The following is a 19,945-nucleotide window of genomic DNA, read 5'->3' as shown; positions in this document are numbered from 1 at the left end:
CCTGCCCGGCAACCCACGTTCACATGTGGCGAGGCCCCAGCCCGACCTCCATACCGTCTAACGCGCGAAAGTCCCGTTCGTGCGAGCGGCGGCAGCCGGAAGCTTCCGCGCCTCGCCCGGCGCCAGCGTGACGGCGGGGCCCGACGCCACCGCACGAACGGCCCGCCAGTCCAGACCTATCAGGTGAACGCGCCGTTCGTCCGATCCGCGAGCGAGCCTGCGATGCGCGCTGAACCCAGGCCCCGCTGGACGAACGGCCCGCCCATCCAGACCTAACGCCCGAAAGCGCCGTTGGTACGAGCGGCGGCGGCCGAACAGCTCATGGAGGGACCCGACGCCGCCGCACGACCAGCCCGCCGATCCAGACCTATCAACGGCCAACGCGCCGTTGGTGCGATCCGTGGCGAGCCGGCAGTGCGCGCGGGACGCCGACCCTGCCGGACGAACGGGCCGCCCATCCAGACCTAACGCCCGAAAGTGCCGTTCGTGCGGACGTGCAGGGCCAAGCCCAGGACGGGCGGCCCGCCTGTCCAGACCTATCGGACCAAGGTGCCGTTCACACGGGTGGGCTGGGACGGGCAGGCCACGGCCAGTCCGCACGAGCCCACGGCCCGGCCGAACGAACGGCCCGCTGATCCGGACCTAACGGATGAACGCGCCGTTCGTCCGATCCGCGCGCGAGCCTGCGGTGCGCGCCGGACCCGGGCCCTGCTGGACGAGTGGCCCGCCCGTCTGGATCTATCGGATCAACGTGCCGTTCGTGCGAACCCAACCGGCCGGCGGCCCAGAGAGCTGGGCGCGCCGCCCGGTCGGCGAGCTGGATCAGTCGCGGCGGGCGCGGCTCCCGCCGGCGGCAGCCCCGGCGAACCCGCGGTCGCGACGGACATTGGCCCTGCGGCCCTTCAGCGTGGTGCTGCCGCGCAGGCTGCGGAGCACGTCGTCCGCGGCGTGCTCGGGGATCTCCACCAACGCGTGCCGCTCGTGGATCTGGATCGCGCCGATGTCGCGGCCCGACAGGTTGGACTCGTTGGCGAGCGCGCCCACGATGTCCTGCGGCCGGACGCCGCTGGCACGGCCCGCGTTGACGAACAGGCGGGTGGTGCCGGCCTTCGGCGGGCGGGTTCCCGCCGCGCCACCGCGACCGCGGGACTCCCGCGGTCCACCGGAGCGCGGCATGCTCACCACCGGGATGTCCTCGCCGTCCTCCGGCGAGCCGGCGGCCTCCTGCATGAGGCGGATCGCTGCGGCGGCGACGTCGACAGCGTCGAACTCGGCGGTGAGGCCTGCCAGCATCGCCCGCACCCCGTCCGGGTCGACGGGAGTGGCGTCGGGGTCGGCGGCGTCGGGGTCGAGGTCGGCGATCAGCCGCTCCCGCAGAGCCGCGGCCGTGCGGTCCAACCGGGCGGCCCGCAGGTCGGCGGCCGTGGGCACTGCGGCGAACGCAATGGGCTGGCCGGTGAGCCGCTCGACGGCACGCAGCGCGTGCACCTTCGACGGCGGCACCAGCGTGATCGCGACGCCCTCGCGTCCGGCCCGACCGACCCGGCCGATCCGGTGGACGTAGGCCTCCGACGACTGCGGCACGTCGTGGTTCACCACATGCGTGAGCAGGTCGATGTCCAAGCCGCGAGCGGCCACGTCGGTGGCGACCAGCAGCTCGGTGCGTCCGCTGCGCAGCCGCTCGACCACGCGGGTGCGGTGCTCCTGGTCCATGCCGCCGTGCAGGGCCTCGGCGCGCAGGCCGCGGGCGGTGAGCATCTCGGTGACGGCGTCGACGTCCAGGCGGGTGCGGCAGAAGACGATCGCGGCGGCGGGCCGCTCGGCCTCCAGGATGCGCCCGAGCGCGGCGGTGGTGTGCGTGCGCGGGACGAGGTACGCGGTCTGGCGCACCTTGGGCGCCTCGCCCTCGGCCACGGCCTCGCGACGGATGCGGACGGTGACCGGCTCACGCAGGTACTTCTGCGCGAGGATCTCGATGCGCCGCGGCATGGTGGCCGAGAACAGCACCGCCTGCCGGGTGTCCGGAGTGGCGTCGAGCAGCGTCTCGATGTCCTCGACGAAGCCCATGTCGAGCATCTCGTCGGCCTCGTCGAGCACGACGATCTCGAGGTCGTCGAGGCGCAGCGCGCCGCGGTTCATCAGGTCGATCGCGCGACCGGGGGTGGCCACGACGACGTCGACGCCGTTCTGCAGCGCCTTCCACTGCGGGCCGACGGGCGCGCCGCCGTACACGGTGAGGACGCGCGCGCCGAGCCGGGCGCCATAGCGGCTGACGGCCTCGGACACCTGCAGCGCCAGCTCACGCGTGGGAGCGAGGATCAGCCCGAACGGCGCCTCGCCGCGGGCCCGCTCGGGGCGCTGTTCGGCAAGCCGCTCGAGCATCGGGAGCGCGAACGCGGCGGTCTTGCCGGTGCCGGTGGCGGCCTGGCCCAGGAGGTCGCGGCCCTCGACGAGGGGCGCGATGGACTCGGCCTGGATGGGGCTGGGGTGGGTGTAGCCGAGCTCCTCCACCGCGGCCAGCAGTTCGGCGCGCAGAGGGAGGTCGGAGAATCGGGGGAGGTCGGGCTGGTTGTCTTGCAAGGTCCCGTCGAGGGGCAGGGTCACAGATCGTCTTCCGTCGCAGTGAAACGGGAGCGCGAACGGCACTCCCGCGGGCGAGCCCGCGGGGCCTGCGGCACGATAACTACCTGGCCGGTGCGGTCTCTGGTGGACTTCAACGCGCCACCGACTGAACATAGTCCCAGGTGCCAGATCAACTCGCGCACCCGCCCCGCTCTGCGCCCAGCGGAACGCCGGCAGCGCCTGGGAGCCCGCGTCCTCGGTGCGATGCGTGGACTCCTCGGGCGCGTGCCGGGCAGCTGGGGGTGTGGTGGTTGGATCCAAAGGTGCGGTTGCTGATGTGGGACGTGGACCGCACCCTGCTCGTCGGCGGCGGGGTGGGGGTCGAGGCCTATGCGGCCGCCTTCACAGCTGTCACCGGGCTGCCGTGGGCCGGCGCCCTGGTCGCGGCTGGGCGTACGGACCTCGAGATCACCCCGGAGCTGTTCGCACTGCACGGCATCCCCGACGCGGCTCCACACCTCGACGGGTTCTTCACGCGCTACGCGTCCGAGTTCGATGCACGCAGCCATCTCATGCGTGTGCAGGGGCGGCTGCTGCCCGGCGTTGCTGACGTCCTCGCCGCGCTGCACGCCCGTCCGGGCGTTGTGCAGACGCTCGTCACGGGCAACATCACCGCCATCGGGATCGCGAAGGTGGGGGTGTTCGGGCTGGAGCGGTATCTCGATACCACCATCGGGGCATACGGCGACGACCACGCGGTGCGGTCCGAGCTCGTGCTGCGCTGCAGGGAGCGGGCCGAGGCCGCGCACGGGCCGTTCGCCGACGAGGACGTCCTGGTGATCGGTGACACCGTGCACGACGTCGCCGCCGCCCTCACCGCCGGCGTGATAGCCGTGGGGGTGGCCACCGGGGCGACCCCGGCCGCGGCCCTCACCGCGTCGGGCGCCCACCACGTCCTCGACGACCTCGGGGACGTCGAGCAGGTCGTCGCCCTCCTGGCCGGCTGACCGTGGCCGCGACGCGGCCGGCCCGGCGCCACGAAGAGCGAGCGAACGTGGGGCGTCAGGGCGTCAGGACAATGCGTCCGCCGAGGCCCCCCTTTTCCAAGAGTTCGTGCGCCTCCCGGGCCTGGTCGAGAGGAAACGCTCTCGCGACGCGGAGGGTGAGCGCACCATCGTCGACGAGTTTCGACAGTTCGGTGAGCCGGTTCCCGTCGGCGAAGACCTCCTGCACGACGACGCGCGTGCCACGGATGGGCGGCGGGGCGAAGGGGGCGACGAGCGCAACGAAAGTGCCGGCGCCACGGAGTGCCTGATGGGCGGTGATGCCGAGAATCGCGGCGTCGATCACGGCGTCCACACCGCCGGGGACGATCCGGCGTACGGCGGCGCCGAGGTCGTCCGACGAGGTGACAACCTCCGACGCGCCCATGGCGCGTACGCGGTGGGCGTCGTGCGGGCGGGCCAGCGCGACCGTACGCAGCCCCCGGATCGCCGCGAGTTGGAGGGCGAATCCGCCGACGCCACCCGAGGCACCGGTGACCAGGAGCGTCTGTCCCGGTGCCAGCCCGGCGAGGTCGAGGGCGCGATCCGCCGTCAATCCGTTCAGCGGCAGCGTGGCCGCGTCGGTGAGCGGCACCGATGTCGGAACGGGAGCGACGGCGGACTCGTCCAGAACCACGTACTCGGCGTGGGCACCACCGGCGAAGAGCAGGTCGCGCAGCCCGATCACCGCGTCGCCGAGCCCGAACCGGAGGGTTCCCGGCCCGGTGGCGTCGACGTGTCCGGCAACGTCCCAGCCGAGTCCGTACTGCGGCATCGGCGGCATGAGCCCGGCGGCGGTGAGGCGACCGGCACGGGCGGACAGGTCGATGGGGTTGAGCGCGGAGGCCGCGACCTTGACCCGGATCTGCTGGGGTCCGGGTTCGGGGAGTGGCAGGTCAGTGATTTCGAGTACGTCCGGATCGCCTGGTTGGTGCACGATGATCGACTTCATAGGATCAACGCTAGGTAGCGGTCGCTGGACCGAGAAGACGGCACTCAGAAGTGCCCAGGGCACCCGGAGGACCCGTCGTGGCAACCATCAGCGCTGCGGAGAAGCGGGAGATCGCCAGGCGCGAGTACAACGCCAACTTGGCCGAATGCCCTGGCCACGAAGTGCTCGCGACGCTGAGCGACAAATGGGTCACTCTGGTCATCAGCGCCCTGGCCGACGGCCCGCTGCGACACAGCGAGGTCGCGCGCATCGTCGCCGGCGCGAGCCAGAAGATGCTCACCCAGACCCTTCGCAAGCTCGAACGTGACGGCCTGGTCGAACGCAGTGTCACCGCGTCGGTCCCGCCGCGCGTCGATTACGAGCTCACTGGCCTCGGTCACGATCTGCTTCCGCTACAGCGGGCGATCAAGGCCTGGGCGGAGAGCCACATCGACGCCGTCCACGCCGCCCGGGCGCGGTACGACACTGCCGAGTAGCCCGACACCGGCCTGAAGGCGCGGCCCAGGACCATGATCCCGAGCAGCGCCTTGGGCGATCTCGCCGACGAGATCCGGGCAGCGGCGCGGGCGGCGCGCCGGACTCGCGCCGGGTGCCGATGTCCTCGACACCCGGCGGGCGAATCAGGGGATGTCAGTCCTTGCGGTCGCCCGTGAGCCCCGCGCGGCGCAGGGCGTCGGCCATGGCGCTGTTGGCCAGGCCCCCACCGGAGCCGCTCGAACCACCCGAACCGCCGCCCTGTCGGCCTCCCCCGCCGCGCCGGTCGCCGCCGCGTCCGCGCTGGTCGCCCCGCTGTGCGCCCTTCTGGTCGCGCTGTGCGCCCTTCTGATCGCGCGGTCCGCCCTTCTGGTCGCGGGGCCCGCCCTTCTGGTCGCGAGGGCCGCGGTCGCCGCCCCGCTGGTCACCGGTGCGCGGCTGCTTGGGGCTCACCTCGTCGTCGAGGCGGAGGGTCAGCGAGATCCGCTTGCGCGCCTCGTCGACCTCCAGCACCTTGACACGCACGACGTCCCCGGACTTGACGACCTCGCGGGGGTCGCTCACGAAGTTCTTCGACATCGCCGACACGTGCACGAGCCCGTCCTGGTGCACGCCCACGTCGACGAACGCGCCGAACGCGGCGACGTTGGTGACCTGGCCCTCCAGCAGCATCCCCGGCCGGAGATCGGCGATCTTGTGGACGCCCTCGGCGAAGGTGGCGGTGCGGAACTCCGGGCGCGGGTCGCGGCCGGGCTTCTCCAACTCCGTGAGGATGTCGGTGACGGTCGGGAGGCCGAACGTCCCGTCCACGAAGTCGTGCGGGCGCAGCGACTTGATCTTCTGGGTGTTGCCGATCAGCGTCGCGATGTCGGTCTTCGCCCGCTGCAGGATGCGGTGCACGACCGGGTAGGACTCGGGGTGCACACCCGAGACGTCGAGGGGGTCCTCGCCGTCGCGGATCCGCAGGAAGCCCGCGCACTGCTCGAACGCCTTCGGGCCGAGCCGCGGCACGTCGGCCAGGGCGCGGCGGGTGCGGAAGGGACCGTTCGTGTCGCGGTGCTGCACGATCTGGGCTGCGAGACCCTCCGTGATCCCGGAGACCCGGCGCAGCAGCGGCGCCGAGGCGGTGTTCACGTCGACGCCGACCGCGTTCACACAGTCCTCGACCACGGCGTCGAGCGAGCGGGAGAGCGAGGACTCGGGAAGGTCGTGCTGGTACTGGCCGACGCCGATCGACTTCGGGTCGATCTTCACGAGCTCGGCGAGGGGGTCCTGCAGCCGCCGTGCGATCGACACGGCCCCGCGCAGCGAGACGTCGAGGCCGGGCAGCTCGGCCGAGGCGAAGGCCGACGCCGAGTACACGGAGGCGCCTGCCTCGCTGACAACGACAGGGGTCAGCTTGAGGCCCGGGTTCTTCGCCGCGAGCTCGCGGGCGAGCTGGTCGGTCTCCCGGGAGGCGGTGCCGTTGCCGATCGCGACGAGGTCGACGTCGTGTGCGGCGGCGAGCTTCGTGAGGGTGGCGAGCGCGCCGTTCCAGTCGCGCCGTGGCTCGTGCGGGTAGATCGTGTCGGTGGCGACGACCTTGCCCGTGGCGTCGACGACCGCCACCTTCACGCCGGTGCGCAGGCCCGGGTCCAGACCCATGGTCGCCCGGCTGCCCGCGGGCGCGGCGAGCAGGAGGTCGCGCAGGTTGGACGCGAAGACGCCGATGGCGCCCTCCTCGGCGACGGTGCGCAGCCGCACCCGGATGTCGATACCCAGGTGCAGCAGAATCCGCGTGCGCCAGGCCCAGCGCACGGCGTCGCCGAGCCACTTGTCGGCCGGCCTGCCCTGGTCGGAGACGCCGAACGCGACGGCGATCGTGCGCTCGTAGTCGGTGACGGCGCCCGGAACCGGCTCCTCGGAGCCGTCGTCGGGCTCCAGGGAGACGTCGAGCACCTCCTCCTTCTCACCGCGGAACGCGGCCAGGATGCGGTGCGACGGGAGCTTCGTGAACGGCTCGGAGAAGTCGAAGTAGTCGGCGAACTTCGCGCCCTCGGTCTCCTTGCCCTCGCGGACCTTCGTGACCAGACGCCCTCGCGTCCACATCCGCTCGCGGAGGCCACCGATCAGGTCGGCGTCCTCGGCGAAGCGCTCGACGAGGATCGACCTGGCGCCCTCCAGCGCGGCGGCCACGTCGGCGACCTGCTCGTTGACGAACCCGGCTGCGACGGCGGACGGGTCCTGCGAGGGGTCGGCGAGCAGGGTGTCGGCCAGCGGCTCCAGCCCGGCTTCGCGCGCGATCATCGCCTTGGTGCGGCGCTTGGGCTTGTAGGGCAGGTAGATGTCCTCGAGGCGGGCCTTCGACTCGGCCGCCATGATCCGCGCCTCGAGCGCCTCGTCCAGCTTGCCCTGCTTGCGGATCTCGTCGAGGACGACCGTGCGGCGTTCCTCCAGCTCGCGGAGGTAGCGCAGGCGCTCCTCGAGCGTGCGCAGCTGCGTGTCGTCGAGGGCCCCGGTGGCCTCCTTGCGGTACCGGGCGACGAACGGGACGGTGGCGCCGCCGTCGAGCAGGTCGACGGCCGCGGCCACTTGGTGGTTCCGCACGCCGAGCTCATCGGCGATGCGCTGCTGGATCGAGTGGACCGGGGTTGTCGACGGAGACTGCGTGCCTGTCACAGGAACATCGTCGCGGGCGCCCCCGCGCACGTCCGCGCGGGGGTCGCCCTTGTCACATCGACCGGTCACCACCGGTCACCACCGGTCACGGTCTACCGGTGTGCAGGCACGGGTGGCGGCGAGTCGTCGGTGTACCCGGTACCGACCACGAGGTCGTAGTTGGTCAGTTCAGCCCTCCCGTCCGGTTGCACCAGCCGGGTCTCCCGGGCAAGCGGTCTGCCGGAGTCGGGGTCGATGATCAGGCGCGACTCGAACGTCCCGTTGGAGTTCTCGTCGATCATCGCCACGGCCTGGCCGGCGCGCCCCTGGGCGTCCTGCACAGAGCCGAGGTCCCGCACCCCGGACAGGTCGTCGAGCATCCGGTAGGCCGCCGCCCGCACTCCGGGACTGACAGGCATGTCCGTGATGATGTTGCTGCCGACGGCGAAGAGCCAGCGGTCCTGGTCGGTGGGCATGTCACCGCCACCCCCGTGGAACCGGTCCAGCAGTGCGGACCGCAGCTGGGCGGGATCGGTGGGAAGCCCGTCGATCTCCTGCTGGGTGACGTTGCGGTCCCCGAGGGCGAACGACTCCGAGCCGGTACCGATGGGGTTGCCGAACGGCGGGCGTTCGGCACCCGAGACCTCCAGGGAGCCGCCCTTGCCGGACGGCGCCGTGACCGTCCAGCTGTCCGGCTCGCCGTCGCGCTGCCAGGCGGCTGTGTCGGCCGGGCCCAGGGGCCGCGCGCCGAGCGACTGGCTGATCCACCAGCTCGTCCCGTCGGGCGCCTGCGCGACCCAGGTCTCGGCCCGGCCGCGCTCGACCACCCGGTACCGGTTGTCCGCGGGCCCGACCTCGCTGATCACTCCCGACTCGGTCCGGTTGACCCAGTACCGGCCGGTTCCCGGCGCTGCGTCCTCCGCCCGCTCCGCGGCGACCAGCAGGATGTTCTGCCCACCGGGTTGGACGGCGCCGGGCGGCGCGTTCACGGTCGGGGCGGGCGGCGTGATGCCCCCGAGGACCAGAGTGGCCACGAGCCCGGCGGCGGCGAGGCCTCCCACACCCGCCAGGGGCCACACCCACCGCCGCGACGCCGGCTGCGGGCGTGGGTGTGCCACGGCCGGGTCGGCGGCACGCTGCAGCAGCCGTTGCCGGGCGCGTGCCAACGCCTCAGGGTCCTCCGGCGTCTCGGCCCGCATCCCGGCGAGAAGCTCGATCTCGTTCACGTTGTCTCCTTCTTCTCGCTGTGCGGGTCGGACTGCGCCGGTAGTGCCGAACGGAGCCGCGCGCGGCCCCTGCTCAGCCGGGAGCGGACGGTCCCGACGGGGATGCTCAGCGCGTCGGCGATCTCGGCGTAACCGAGGTCGGCCCACGCGAACAGCAGCAGGACGTCGCGCTCCGTGCCGGGCATCGCGGCGAGAGCGGCGGCCAGTTCGCGGGAGAACCGGCCGGCATCCACCCGTTCGGCGATGCGCTCGGCCATTCCCTCCATGACGGGGTCGCGCCCGGTGCGGGCGATGGCGCGGAAGCCGCGCTGTTCCTGGCGGTGGAAGCGGCGCAGCAGGTTGGTCGCTATCCCGAAGAGCCACGGCACGACGGCCCGAGCGGGATCGAACCGGCCGCGCTGCTCGAACGCGGTGAGGAAGACCTCTGCCACCAGGTCCTCCGCCGTGCTCGCGCCGACACGGCGGGCGCAGTAGGTGCGGATGGCGGCCGCGTGCCTGTCGAAGATCAGCGCGAACTCATCAGGCCGGGTCAGCGACGCGACGAGCACCGCGCTGTCGTCCGCGACAGCCGGGTTGCTGGTTGTGCGAGACGTCCTCCTCGGACGGGACGAGCCGGAGCGGGGGCGGCTGCGGTGGATCGTTTCCTACGTGCCGGGGTGCGGTCACACCCCTCCTTGCCCGATGTGCCGGATCCGGTTCCCGTCGTCCCGCTGTGCGTCGATACGCAGTGCGGGCATGTGGTCGACGGCTCTTGCGCTGATCGCGAATCCCGGGCGATGGTCATGTCATGCGGCTGTGACGCAGATGACACGAGCGCCACTCACGCTCTTTCGAGGACCACAGGCTCGACCCGCGACTGCACCCCAAGACCTCCGGGAGCCGCCATGACCGTCGCACCCACCACCGGCACAACAGCCGACGTCTCACCATCCGCACCAGCTGAGCCGGGCCGGCTCGCGGGCGGAGCGCTCGGCCTGCCCTCCGTCCTGTTCTGCATCGTCACCGGTGCCGCTCCACTGGCCGCGATGTTGTTCAACGTCCCCATCGCCACGCTCGGCGGCGGGTACGCCTCCCCCGCCGCGTTCATCGTCGCCACCGTCGCCCTCACGATCTTCTCGGTCGGCTACATCGCGATGTGCCGCCGCGTCACCTCTGCGGGCGGCTTCTACACGTTCGTCACCCGCGGCCTCGGCCGCGTCGTCGGTTTGGGATCGGGCCTGCTCATCGCGATCTGCTACATGGTCTTCGCGGCCGCGGTGACCGGGACCATGGGCTACTTCGCGTCCACCACTGTCGAGAGCCTCACCGGCGTGGCCATCCCGGCCTGGGCCTACATGATCGTCGGGCTCGCGCTGATGAGCCTCTTCGCCGTCTTCCACATCGAGCTGACGGCCAAGGTGCTCGGTGTGGCGCTCATCGCCGAGTTGCTGGTGCTGATCGTGCTGGCCGTCGGAGTGTTCGCCGCCGGTGGCGCCGAGGGATTCTCCGTCGCCCCGCTGAACCCGATGAACATCTTCGGCAACTCCGCGGCGATCCAGGTCTTCGGCACCGGCGCCGCCGGCGTCGCTCTGTTCGCGGCGTTCTGGTCGTGGGTCGGGTTCGAGATGGCGCCGAACTACGCCGAGGAGACCCGCAATCCGCACCGCATCGCGAAGACCGCAACGTACGGGTCGGTGATCGGGCTCGGCGTGTTCTACACGCTCATCTCCTACGTCTTCGTCACCGGCTGGGGCCTGAACGGCTCGGCCGAGGCCGTGAAGGCGCAGTACGCGGGCGAGACGGCCTCGGCGTTCTACCCGCTCACCGACCGCTTCGTCGGATCGTGGGCGACGGTGTTGATGGAGGTGCTCATCGTCACCGGCTCGTTCGCCTGCGCGATGGCCTTCTACAACACCAGCGCCCGGTACCTGTTCGCGCTCGGCCGTGAGGGGGTGCTGCCGAGCGCTCTCGCCCGTACGTCCTCGCGGCGCAGCCCCGTGATCGCCGCGATGACCGTGACCGGGCTCGTCGGGCTCTACTGCCTCGGATTCGTGATCTACGACCCCAGCAACGAGGGTGCGCTGCTCAAGCTGGGTACGTGGTCGCCGCTGCTCGGCGTGCTCGGAATCCTCGCGGTGCAGGCGCTCGTCTCGATCGCGATCATCCGCTACTTCCGCACCACGGCCCGCGCCGACTTCCGTTGGTGGTCCACTTTCATCGCCCCGGTACTCGGCTTCGCGGCGATGGTGGGGGCGTGCGTGCTGCTCGTCGTGAACCGCTATGACCTGGCCGGAGCGGGCGACGCCGCGTACATCACGCTGCTGCCGTGGGTGGTGCTCGCGGTATTCCTCGCAGGAATGGCGGTGGCGATGGTCTTGCGCAGCCGGTATCCCACGCGGTACTCCCGGATCGGCCAGTTCGAGGTCGCCGAAAGCGTGGACGCCCCATCCGACACACCGCAGGGAGCCACAGCATGACCGCCGTCGAGGACCATACCGTCGCCCCAACCAGCACAGGCCACCCGCTGGAACCGCTCACCGGAGACGAAGTCACTGCCGCCGTCCAGGTGCTGCGAAGCGCCCGGGGACTGACGGAGACGACCAGGTTCGTGTTCGTCACGCTGCACGAACCGTCGAAGGCCGCGGTGTTCGACTGGACTCACGGCGACGAGCCGCTACCACGGGAAGCGCACGTCGTGCTCTACGAGCGCGGCGAACGCATCACCTATGAGGCGGTCGTCTCGCTCACCGACGAGACGGTCGTGTCCTTCGAGGCCATCGAGGGCGTGCAGGCTCCGATGATGGCGGAGGAGTTCGAGTCCTGCGAGAAGATCGTGCAGGCCGACCCGCGCTGGCAGGAGGCCATGCGGCTGCGCGGCGTCGAGGACTTCTCGCTCACCATGATCGACCCGTGGGCCTCGAGTTGGACGGGCCCCGAGGACCACCCGTCGGTACGTCGGATCGCGCGCCCGCTGACCTGGGTGCGCTCGGCGCCGGGCGAGCACGGGTACGCCCGGCCCGTCGAGGGCCTGGTCGTGGTGGTGGACCTCGACGCAGGCGAGGTGATCGAGGTCAACGACCACGGCGTCGTCCCGATCCCCGAGGCACCGGGCAACTACGAGGAGCCGTGGATCTTCGAGCCGGACAACGTGCCCGCGGTCGGGGCCTACCGCGCCGACGTCAAGCCGATCGAGATCACCCAGCCGGATGGCCCGAGCTTCACGGTGGACGGGCACGCGGTGGCCTGGCAGAAATGGCAGCTGCGGATCGGCTTCACCCCGCGCGAGGGACTGGTGCTGCACCAGGTCGGCTATGACGGACGACCGATCGTCTACCGGGCCTCGCTCGCCGAGATGTACGTGCCCTACGGGGACCCGGCGCCGACGCACCGGTTCAAGAACGTGTTCGACCAGGGCGAGTACGGCGTGGGCTGGCTGGCGAACCAGCTGACCCTCGGCTGCGACTGCGTCGGCCACATCCAGTACTTCGACGCGGTCGTCAACGACAACGACGGCGCCCCCGTCACGATCAACAACGCCGTGTGCATGCACGAGGAGGACGCGGGCATCGCCTGGAAGCACACCGACTTCCGCACCGGCGCGGTGCAGGTGCGGCGCAGGCGGCGCCTGGTGATCTCCACGATCGTCACCGTCGGGAACTACGAGTACGGATACTTCTGGTACCTCTACAACGACGGCCTGATCGAGTACGAGATCAAGCTCAGTGGCGTCATCTCCACGGGGGCCATCGCGCCGGGCGACACACCCAAGCACGGCACCCTCGTCGCCCCGGGCCTCTACGGGCCGAACCACCAGCACTTCTTCTGCGTGCGGCTCGACATGAGCGTGGACGGGCGCGCCAACACCGTCGTCGAGGTCGACTCCGCGCCGAGCCCTCCGGGGCCGGACAACCCGCACGGCAACGCCTGGGAGGTGCACCGCACCGTGCTCGGCAGCGAGGCCGTCGCGAAACGCGACACCGATGCGGCGCGGGCGCGGCACTGGCGGATCGAGAGCGCCGAGAAGACTTCTGCGCTCGGCGCGCCCACCGCCTACTCACTGATGCCGGGCTCGAACGTGCCCCCGATGTACTCGGCCGACGCGCTCTACGCCCCGCGGTCCGGGTTCACGGAGCACCAGCTGTGGGTCACCGCCCACGACGACTCGCAGCGCTTCGCCGCGGGCGACTACCCCGCCCAGCACCCGGGCGGCCAGGGCCTTCCGGTGTACGGGGCGGGCGACCGTCCGCTGGAGGGCACGGACGTGGTGGTCTGGTACACGTTCGGCGCCCATCACGTCGTGCGGCCGGAGGACTGGCCGGTGATGCCGGTCAGCACGGTGGGCTTCATGCTCAAGCCCACCGGGTTCTTCGACGGCAACCCTGCCCTGGACCTCCCGCCGACCACAGCTGGCTGCCACAGCTGACCAGCCACCGCCGAGTGTCCCCGGGCGAGAGCGCGGGGGCACTCGGCGACGGCAGGGCCGCGATACGCCCTGACCCGGGATTGATGTGCGTGACCGTCGGCATGAAGGCGGACCGCAGCCAGTCACTCCCCATCGGCACGTGACCGCGGCGACTTCGCGGGTTCCCGGGGCCGAGGGCGGGGTTAGCGTCGCGGTCATGGCACAGGATGCGCCGGCAACGATCGAGATCAGGCACACCACGTCCGCCGACGGCACCAAGATCGGGTGGCGCCGGCTCGGCACCGGTCCTGCGATCGTCGTGACGCACGGCGCGATCGCCACCGGCGAGCAGTGGCTTCCCGTCGCCCGCGCCCTCGCCGACGAGCACACGATGCTGCTCCTCGACCGCCGGGGCCGCGGTCTGAGCGGTGACGCCGAGGGTTACGACCTGGGCACCGAGATGGCCGACCTCGAGGCCATCCTCGCCGTGGCCGGGCCCGGGGCCACGCTGCTCGGACACTCCTACGGCGCGATCACCGCGGCGGCGACCGTAGCGGCGGGGGCCGACGTCTCGGCGCTGATGCTGTACGAGCCCCCGCTGCCGGTGAACGGGCCGCTCGTCGGCACCACCATCGCTCCCCTCGCCGCGGCTGTCGCGGCCGGTGAGAACGAGCGGGCGCTGTCGATCATGCTGACCGACATCGTGCACACGCCGGAGGCCGACGTCGACGCCTTGCGGCAGACCTCGATGTGGGCCGAGATGGTCGCGCTCGCCCCGACGCTGGAACGTGAGATGCGGGTCGTCGACGGGCTGGCCGGCGACCTCGACCGGTTCACGACGATCCGGCAGCCCACCCTGCTGCTGCTCGGCTCGCAGACGGCACAGCACCACGTCGACGCCACGCGGTTCCTCATCGAGCATCTGCCCCACGCCACGCTCGTCGAGCTTCCCGGCCAGGAGCATTTCGCCCAGGCCACCGCGCCCACCCTGGTCGCCGACACGGTGCGCTCCTTCCTCCGCAGGGCCTGACCCGGAGACCCGCGGCCCGCCGGAGCCGGGACGGTCAGGCGAAGGTGACCGTGCCCGAGGCGGACGGCGACTGCCCCGCGACCCCGGCCGTCAGCTGCGTTCCGTCCGGCGTGCTGTCGGCGACGACGGGCGTGCCGGCGAACGCGGGCCGCTGCAGCCGGTAGGAGAACGTCGTGACCGGCCGTTCCGGGGCGAAGCGCCGGGGCAGTTCCAGCAGGAGAAGCGCGAGCAGGGGCCCGTGCACGACGAGGCCGGGATAGCCCTCGACCCCGGTGACGTACGGGTGGTCGTAGTGGATGCGGTGGGTGTTGTAGGTCAACGCGCTGAAGCGGAAGAGCATCGCCTCGTCCGGACGCACCCGCAGCTGCCAACCCTCCGGCGGGGCATCAGGGGCCTCGTTCGCGGCCGGGGCCTTCTCCGGCAGCCCGCGGGCCTCACCTGCCGGTTGGGAGCGGTAGGCGAAGTCCTGCTCCTCCACCAGTGCCGGCGCTCCGTCCCGCTCGAACTCGTGGCGCACCGTCACGAAGACCATCTCCCCGCTGCGCCCTCTCTTGGGAACGGCCGACACCAGGGACGACCGGCGGGTGACCACGTCGTCGACGCGCAGCGGCTCCCGCACCTCCAGCCGGCCACCTGCGAACATGCGGCGGCGGTGCGGCAACGGCGGCAGGAACCGGCCGTGAGCGGGGTGACCGTCCTCCCCGAGGTCGGCCTGAGCGGGGTGGTCGAGCAGGTGGAACCCGTGCCACATCGGCGGCAGTGGGTCACCGGCCTTGCCCACGGGGCTCGGCTGGTCCAGCAGGGCGGCGAACGCCTCGGAGGGCCAGGCGTCGATCCGCGCCGTGGTCTCGACGGGCTCGGGTGCCCATCCGGTCAGGTGCTCAGCGAGGTCCACGTCCCGATCCTCGCCGATCGGCCGCCGGGCGGGCCACCCGCATGATCGCGACGATCCGGACACGACGGCCGAGGGAGACGCGGTAGGAGTTTCAGTCGCGAACCAGCAGCGCCACGCACTCGAAGTGGTGCGTCATCGGGAACGCGTCGAACGCGCGCAGCTCCGCGAGGCGGAAGCCGCGTTCGGCGAAGAGCGCCACGTCCCGGGCCAGCGCCGCGGGATCGCACGCCACGTGCACCACCCGGTCGGGAGCCCGGGCGCACAGCGCGTCGACCAGCTCACGGCCGAGCCCGCGGCGCGGCGGGTCGGCGACCACGACGTCCGGCCGCGGCCCGAGGCTGCCCAGGACCCGCTCGACCCGGCCCACCCGCCATCCCACCTGGGGCAGGTCGGCGAGGGCCGCCTTACCGTCGGCGACGGCCTGCCGGGAGGACTCCACCACCGTGACCATGCCGTCGGGTCCTACCTGATCGGCCAGCACGGAGGCGAAGAGCCCGACGCCACCGTAGAGATCCCAGGCGATGCCGCCCCGCGGCGCGTGCGCCCACTCGCCCACCACGGCGGCGAGGGTGTCGGGGAGCGCTGGATGGACCTGCCAGAACACGCCGGGCGAAAGCTCCCACTGCCGACCTGCGGCCCGCTGGATCACCGGACCGTCGTCCCCGACGTGGACCAGCCCGTCGGCGTCCACCGCGACCTCGATCTCCGTGGCCGCTTCGAAGCCGTGTTCGAGCACCGGCGGCAGGGTTCCCGGTGGTGTGAGTGGGCAGTCCGCGATGGGCAGCACGTCGTGGCTGCGGTGCGCGCGCAGCCCGGCCCGCCCCTGCTCGTCGACGGCGAGGCGGACCCGGTGCCGCCAGCCCAGCGGCCCCCCGGGCAGCTCCTCGACGGGGACCTGCCGCTCGATCCCGGCGAGCCGGCGCAGCTGCTCGGCCAGGACGTCGGCCTTGAGGGAGCGTTGCGCGGCGGGGTCGGCGTGCTGCAGGTCGCACCCGCCGCATCCGCCGGCACGGGCCCAGGAGCACGGGGCCTCGACGCGGAACGGCGACGCTTCCAGCACCTCCACGACGTCCGCGCGGCAGAACGAGCCGCCGCCGTCCTCGTTCACCACGGCCAGCACGCGCTCCCCCGGCAGGGCGTGCCGGACGAACACCACACGGCCGTCCGAACGTGCGACACAGTGCCCGCCGTGGGCGATCGGTCCCACCTCGAGTTCGAGGATGCGGTCGGTCCAGTCCGTCCCGAGCGCCGTCGCGCTGCTCATAGGCGTCGGCGCGCCGGCTCCGGGGGTGCGGAGGGCGGGGCGGGGGTGGGCGGCGTGGCAGGCGATGCGGCGGACGGTGTGTCATCGCGTGGCGGCACGGCCACGTAGCCGCGCCGGCTGGAGCCGGGCGGTGTCTCGGGGCGGCGCTTGACCCGCTCGGAGGACTCCAGCTGCCACGGCACGCTCGTCACCATCACCCCGGGCTGGAACAGCAGCCTGCCCTTGAGCCGCAGCGCGCTCTGGTTGTGCAGGATCTGCTCCCACCAGTGCCCCACCACGTACTCGGGGATGTAGACGGTGACGACGTCGCGCGGGTTGTCCGAGCGGATCCGCTTGACGTAGTCGAGCACCGGTTTGGTGATCTCGCGGTAGGGCGACTCGACCACCTTGAGCGGCACCGGCAACTTGCGTTTCTCCCAGTCGCGCATCAGCTTCTTCGTGTCGCTGTCGTCGACGTTGACGGTGACCGCCTCCAGCACGTCCGGCCGGGTGGCCCTGGCGTAGGCCACGGCCCGCAGCGTGGGCTTGTGCAGCGTGGAGACCAGCACGATGGCGTGGTTGCGGGAGGGCAGCACGGCGTCGGTGTCGCCGGCCTGGAGTTCCTCCGAGACCCGGTCGTAGTGGCGCCGGATGGCCTGCATCAGCACGAAGAAGACCGCCATGCCGGCGATCGCGATCCAGGCGCCACGGGTGAACTTCGTGATGAGCACGATCACCAGCACCGTGCCGGTCATCGCCGCGCCGAACCCGTTGATGGCCTGCGAGCGACGCATCTTGCGGCGCACGGCGGGCTCGGTCTCGGTGGCGAGCAGCCGGTTCCAGTGCCGCAGCATCCCGAACTGGCTGAGTGTGAACGAGGTGAAGACGCCGACCGTGTAGAGCGCGATCAGCCGGGTGACATCGGCCTGGAACCCCACGACCAGGACGATCGCGACGCCCGCCAGCACCAGGATGCCGTTGGAGAACGCGAGCCGGTCGCCGCGGGTGTGCAGTTGGCGCGGCAGGTAGCGGTCCTGCGACAGGATCGAGCCCAGCACGGGGAAGCCGTTGTAGGCGGTGTTGGCGGCCAGCACGAGGATCAGCGCGGTGACGAGCACCACGAAGAAGAAGCCGGGGGCGAAGTTGCTGAACACCACCTCGGCGAGCTGCGCCACCAGCGTCTCCTGGACGTAGCCGGGCGGCGCGTCAGCGAACTGGGTGGCGGGGAACTCGGCGATCTTCGCGTGGGTGAGCACCGCGAGCGCGATGATGCCGGAGAACATGGCCACCGAGATGCTGCCGAGAAGGAGCAGGGTGGTGGCGGCGTTGCGCGACTTCGGCTTGCGGAACGCGGGCACGCCGTTGCTGATCGCCTCCACGCCGGTGAGCGCCGCGGCGCCCTGGGTGAAGGAGCGCAACACCAGGAGCACGAGCGCGAGGCCGGTGAACGCATCGCCCTCCGCCACCAGGTGCAGGTTCGCGCTCGGGGCTTCCAGGTTCTCCCCGAGCAGCAGGATCCGCGTGAGCCCCCAGATGATCATCGCGCCGACGCCGAAGATGAAGGCGTAGGTGGGGATCGCGAAGGCCACCCCGGACTCCCGGACCCCTCTCAGGTTCACGGCCGTGAGGATCAGGATCGCCACCACGGCGAACTGCACCTTGTGCTCGCCCACGAACGGCACGAGTGCGCCGATGTTCGCCGCCGCCGACGAGATCGACACGGCCACCGTGAGGGTGTAGTCCACGAGCAGGGCGCTCGCCACCGTCAGCCCGGCCTTGGGCCCGAGGTTGACCGTGGCCACCTCGTAGTCGCCGCCGCCGGACGGGTAGGCGTGCACGTTCTGCCGGTAGCTCGTGACGACGGTGAGCAGGACGACCACGACGGCGAGGCCGACCCAGGGGGCGAAGGCGTACGCGGCGACACCCGCCGCGGACAGCGTCAGGAAGATCTCCTCCGGCGCGTACGCGACCGACGACATGGCGTCGGAGGCGAACACGGGCAGCGCGATGCGCTTCGGCAGGAGCGTATGGGCAAGGCGGTCGCTGCGCTGCGGCCTCCCGACAAGGACGCGCTTGACGGCGACGCCGAGCTTGGACACGGGCAAAGCCTATGCGGTGGACCACGCGAGCACGCGATAGCGTTCGTTCCGCGATCCGGGGAGGCTTGCGTTGTACGTCGTCATCATGGGGTGCGGTCGCGTCGGGTCCTCGCTGTCGAACGGGCTGGAACGCCTCGGGCACGAGGTCGCGGTCATCGACCACGACCGTCAGGCGTTCCGCCGGCTCAGCCCCGACTTCCGTGGCAAGCAGGTGGTCGGCGAGGGCTACCACCGCGACGTCCTCATCCAGGCAGGTGTGGAGCGGGCCGACGCGTTCGCGGCGGTGTCCAGCGGGGACAACTCCAACATCATCTCCGCGCGTGTGGCCCGCGAGACGTTCGGGATCGAGCGCGTGGTCGCCCGCATCTACGACGCCAAGCGGGCCGCCGTCTACGAGCGGCTGGGCATCCCCACCGTGGCCACGGTCCCGTGGAGCACCGACCGGCTGATGCGGATGCTGCTGCCCGACGGCGTGGCGTCGGCGTGGCGCGAGCCGACCGGCACCGTGGCGATCCTGCCCCTGCCCGTCCACGAGGACTGGGTCGGCAGGCCGGTGCGCGAGCTCGAAGCGGCCACCGGGTCCCGCGTGGCGTTCATCGTGCGCTTCGGCACAGGAGTGCTCCCGAAGGGGGACACGGCGGTGCAGGCTGAGGACACGGTCTATGTCGCCGCCGTCTCCGGCACGGTCAGCGATGTCACGGCGGCTGCGGCGGCTCCGCCGCAGGAGGTATGAGGACGATGCGCATCGCGATTGCTGGAGCCGGCGCCGTCGGCCGTTCGATCGCCCTGGAGCTCTTGGAGAGCAAGCACCAGGTGATGCTCATCGAGCGCGAGCTCGCCAACATCGAGCCCGAGTCCGTCGAAGGAGCCGAGTGGGTGCACGCCGATGCGTGCGAGCTCGCCTCTCTCGAAGAGGCGGGCCTGGAGAGCTGTGACGTCGTGATCGCCGCCACCGGTGATGACAAGGTCAACGTCGTGGTCTCGCTGCTCGCGAAGACCGAGTTCGCCGTGCGCCGGGTGGTCGCCAGGGTGAACGACCCGCGCAACGAGTGGTTGTTCAGCGACAACTGGGGCGTCGACGTCGCCGTGTCCACGCCGCGGCTGCTGGCCGCGCTGGTGGAGGAGGCGGTGGCGGTCGGCGACCTCGTGCGGTTGCTCACGTTCCGCCAGGGACAGGCCAACCTGGTGGAGGTCACGCTCACCCAGGACACGCCACTCGCAGGCCAGCCGGTGCGGTCGTTGAAGCTGCCGCCCGACTCGGCGCTGGTGGTGATCCTGCGCGGAGGCCGGGTGATCGTGCCGCAGGCCGACGATGCGCTGGAGGCGGGCGACGAACTGCTGTTCGTGGCCACGTCCGCGGTGGAGGAGGACATCCGCGCTGCGCTGGGCTACTAGCGCAACGG

15 protein-coding genes are annotated in these 19,945 nt (G+C 71.6%); 7 read left to right on the top strand and 8 right to left on the bottom strand.

Going from position 1 to position 19,945, the window contains the following annotated elements:
- Positions 1-822: 822 nt before the first annotated feature.
- A complete protein-coding gene (locus ABD743_RS33360) occupies positions 823-2,604 on the bottom strand; it encodes a DEAD/DEAH box helicase (RefSeq protein ID WP_344726947.1) in 1,782 nt (593 codons plus the stop codon).
- Between the two features lie 281 nt (positions 2,605-2,885).
- Here ABD743_RS33360 and ABD743_RS33355 point away from each other — a divergent pair, with 281 nt between their 5' ends.
- Entirely contained in the window at positions 2,886-3,569 is a 684-nt protein-coding gene (locus ABD743_RS33355) for an HAD family hydrolase (protein ID WP_344726945.1), read from the top strand.
- 55 nt (positions 3,570-3,624) lie between these two features.
- On the opposite strand, the gene ABD743_RS33350 is transcribed toward ABD743_RS33355, so the two are convergent.
- Positions 3,625-4,557 carry an NADP-dependent oxidoreductase gene (locus ABD743_RS33350; RefSeq protein WP_344726944.1) on the bottom strand — a complete coding sequence of 311 codons (933 nt, stop codon included), beginning with the start codon at positions 4,555-4,557 and terminating at the stop codon, positions 3,625-3,627.
- Positions 4,558-4,634: 77 nt separating this feature from the next.
- Here ABD743_RS33350 and ABD743_RS33345 point away from each other — a divergent pair, with 77 nt between their 5' ends.
- Positions 4,635-5,033 carry a winged helix-turn-helix transcriptional regulator gene (locus ABD743_RS33345; RefSeq protein ID WP_344726942.1) on the top strand — a complete coding sequence of 133 codons (399 nt, stop codon included), beginning with the start codon at positions 4,635-4,637 and terminating at the stop codon, positions 5,031-5,033.
- 154 nt (positions 5,034-5,187) lie between these two features.
- Here ABD743_RS33345 and ABD743_RS33340 read toward each other — a convergent pair whose 3' ends face one another.
- From ABD743_RS33340 to ABD743_RS33330, 3 genes are all read right to left on the bottom strand, one after another.
- A complete protein-coding gene (locus ABD743_RS33340; RefSeq protein WP_344726941.1) occupies positions 5,188-7,689 on the bottom strand; it encodes a Tex family protein in 2,502 nt (833 codons plus the stop codon).
- 92 nt (positions 7,690-7,781) lie between these two features.
- On the bottom strand, positions 7,782-8,894 hold the full coding sequence (locus tag ABD743_RS33335; protein ID WP_344726939.1) for a CU044_5270 family protein: 1,113 nt from the start codon (positions 8,892-8,894) through the stop codon (positions 7,782-7,784).
- Positions 8,891-9,442 (bottom strand): RNA polymerase sigma factor, encoded by a 552-nt coding sequence (locus tag ABD743_RS33330; RefSeq protein WP_344726937.1) that lies wholly within the window; start codon positions 9,440-9,442, stop codon positions 8,891-8,893. The genes ABD743_RS33335 and ABD743_RS33330 overlap by 4 nt, the downstream gene beginning before the upstream one ends.
- A gap of 336 nt (positions 9,443-9,778) precedes the next feature.
- On the opposite strand from ABD743_RS33330, the gene ABD743_RS33325 reads away from it, so the two are divergent.
- The 3 genes from ABD743_RS33325 to ABD743_RS33315 all read left to right on the top strand — a co-directional run bounded on the left by ABD743_RS33325 (position 9,779) and on the right by ABD743_RS33315 (position 14,305).
- The gene (locus tag ABD743_RS33325; protein ID WP_344726935.1) at positions 9,779-11,350 is read left to right on the top strand and encodes an APC family permease; all 1,572 of its coding nucleotides are present in this window, start codon (positions 9,779-9,781) and stop codon (positions 11,348-11,350) included.
- Complete coding sequence (locus tag ABD743_RS33320; RefSeq protein WP_344726933.1) at positions 11,347-13,296, top strand: primary-amine oxidase; 1,950 nt, start codon at positions 11,347-11,349, stop codon at positions 13,294-13,296. Before ABD743_RS33325 ends, ABD743_RS33320 begins: the two co-directional genes overlap by 4 nt.
- A 196-nt stretch (positions 13,297-13,492) precedes the next feature.
- On the top strand, positions 13,493-14,305 hold the full coding sequence (locus tag ABD743_RS33315; protein WP_344726931.1) for an alpha/beta fold hydrolase: 813 nt from the start codon (positions 13,493-13,495) through the stop codon (positions 14,303-14,305).
- Positions 14,306-14,339: 34 nt separating this feature from the next.
- Here ABD743_RS33315 and ABD743_RS33310 read toward each other — a convergent pair whose 3' ends face one another.
- The 3 genes from ABD743_RS33310 to ABD743_RS33300 form a co-directional block, all read right to left on the bottom strand.
- Positions 14,340-15,200, bottom strand: coding sequence for an HTD2 family dehydratase (locus ABD743_RS33310; protein WP_344726929.1), 861 nt, complete (start codon positions 15,198-15,200; stop codon positions 14,340-14,342).
- A 91-nt stretch (positions 15,201-15,291) separates the two neighbouring features.
- Entirely contained in the window at positions 15,292-16,464 is a 1,173-nt protein-coding gene (locus tag ABD743_RS33305) for a class I SAM-dependent RNA methyltransferase (protein ID WP_344726927.1), read from the bottom strand.
- The gene (locus ABD743_RS33300) at positions 16,461-18,542 is read right to left on the bottom strand and encodes an APC family permease (RefSeq protein WP_344726925.1); all 2,082 of its coding nucleotides are present in this window, start codon (positions 18,540-18,542) and stop codon (positions 16,461-16,463) included. The genes ABD743_RS33305 and ABD743_RS33300 overlap by 4 nt, the downstream gene beginning before the upstream one ends.
- 70 nt (positions 18,543-18,612) lie before the next feature.
- On the opposite strand from ABD743_RS33300, the gene ABD743_RS33295 reads away from it, so the two are divergent.
- Both ABD743_RS33295 and ABD743_RS33290 read left to right on the top strand, forming a co-directional pair.
- Complete coding sequence (locus ABD743_RS33295; protein WP_241041169.1) at positions 18,613-19,275, top strand: potassium channel family protein; 663 nt, start codon at positions 18,613-18,615, stop codon at positions 19,273-19,275.
- Positions 19,276-19,280: 5 nt separating this feature from the next.
- Complete coding sequence (locus tag ABD743_RS33290) at positions 19,281-19,937, top strand: potassium channel family protein (protein WP_344726923.1); 657 nt, start codon at positions 19,281-19,283, stop codon at positions 19,935-19,937.
- Positions 19,938-19,945: the final 8 nt, after the last annotated feature.

Origin of the sequence: Pseudonocardia yunnanensis, assembly GCF_039534065.1 — a bacterium.
Taxonomy (GTDB): domain Bacteria; phylum Actinomycetota; class Actinomycetes; order Mycobacteriales; family Pseudonocardiaceae; genus Pseudonocardia; species Pseudonocardia yunnanensis.
Note: the sequence above shows the minus strand (reverse complement) of the source record. Positions and strands in the feature narration are given on the sequence as shown.

Excerpts from the sequence above, each read along its gene's own strand:
- ABD743_RS33350 (WP_344726944.1), bottom strand. The coding sequence starts at position 4,557 with ATGAAGTCGATCATCGTGCACCAACCAGGCGATCCGGACGTACTCGAA.
- ABD743_RS33320 (WP_344726933.1), top strand. The coding sequence starts at position 11,347 with ATGACCGCCGTCGAGGACCATACCGTCGCCCCAACCAGCACAGGCCAC.
- ABD743_RS33325 (WP_344726935.1), top strand. The coding sequence starts at position 9,779 with ATGACCGTCGCACCCACCACCGGCACAACAGCCGACGTCTCACCATCC.
- ABD743_RS33315 (WP_344726931.1), top strand. The coding sequence starts at position 13,493 with ATGGCACAGGATGCGCCGGCAACGATCGAGATCAGGCACACCACGTCC.
- ABD743_RS33290 (WP_344726923.1), top strand. The coding sequence starts at position 19,281 with ATGCGCATCGCGATTGCTGGAGCCGGCGCCGTCGGCCGTTCGATCGCC.
- ABD743_RS33305 (WP_344726927.1), bottom strand. The coding sequence starts at position 16,464 with ATGAGCAGCGCGACGGCGCTCGGGACGGACTGGACCGACCGCATCCTC.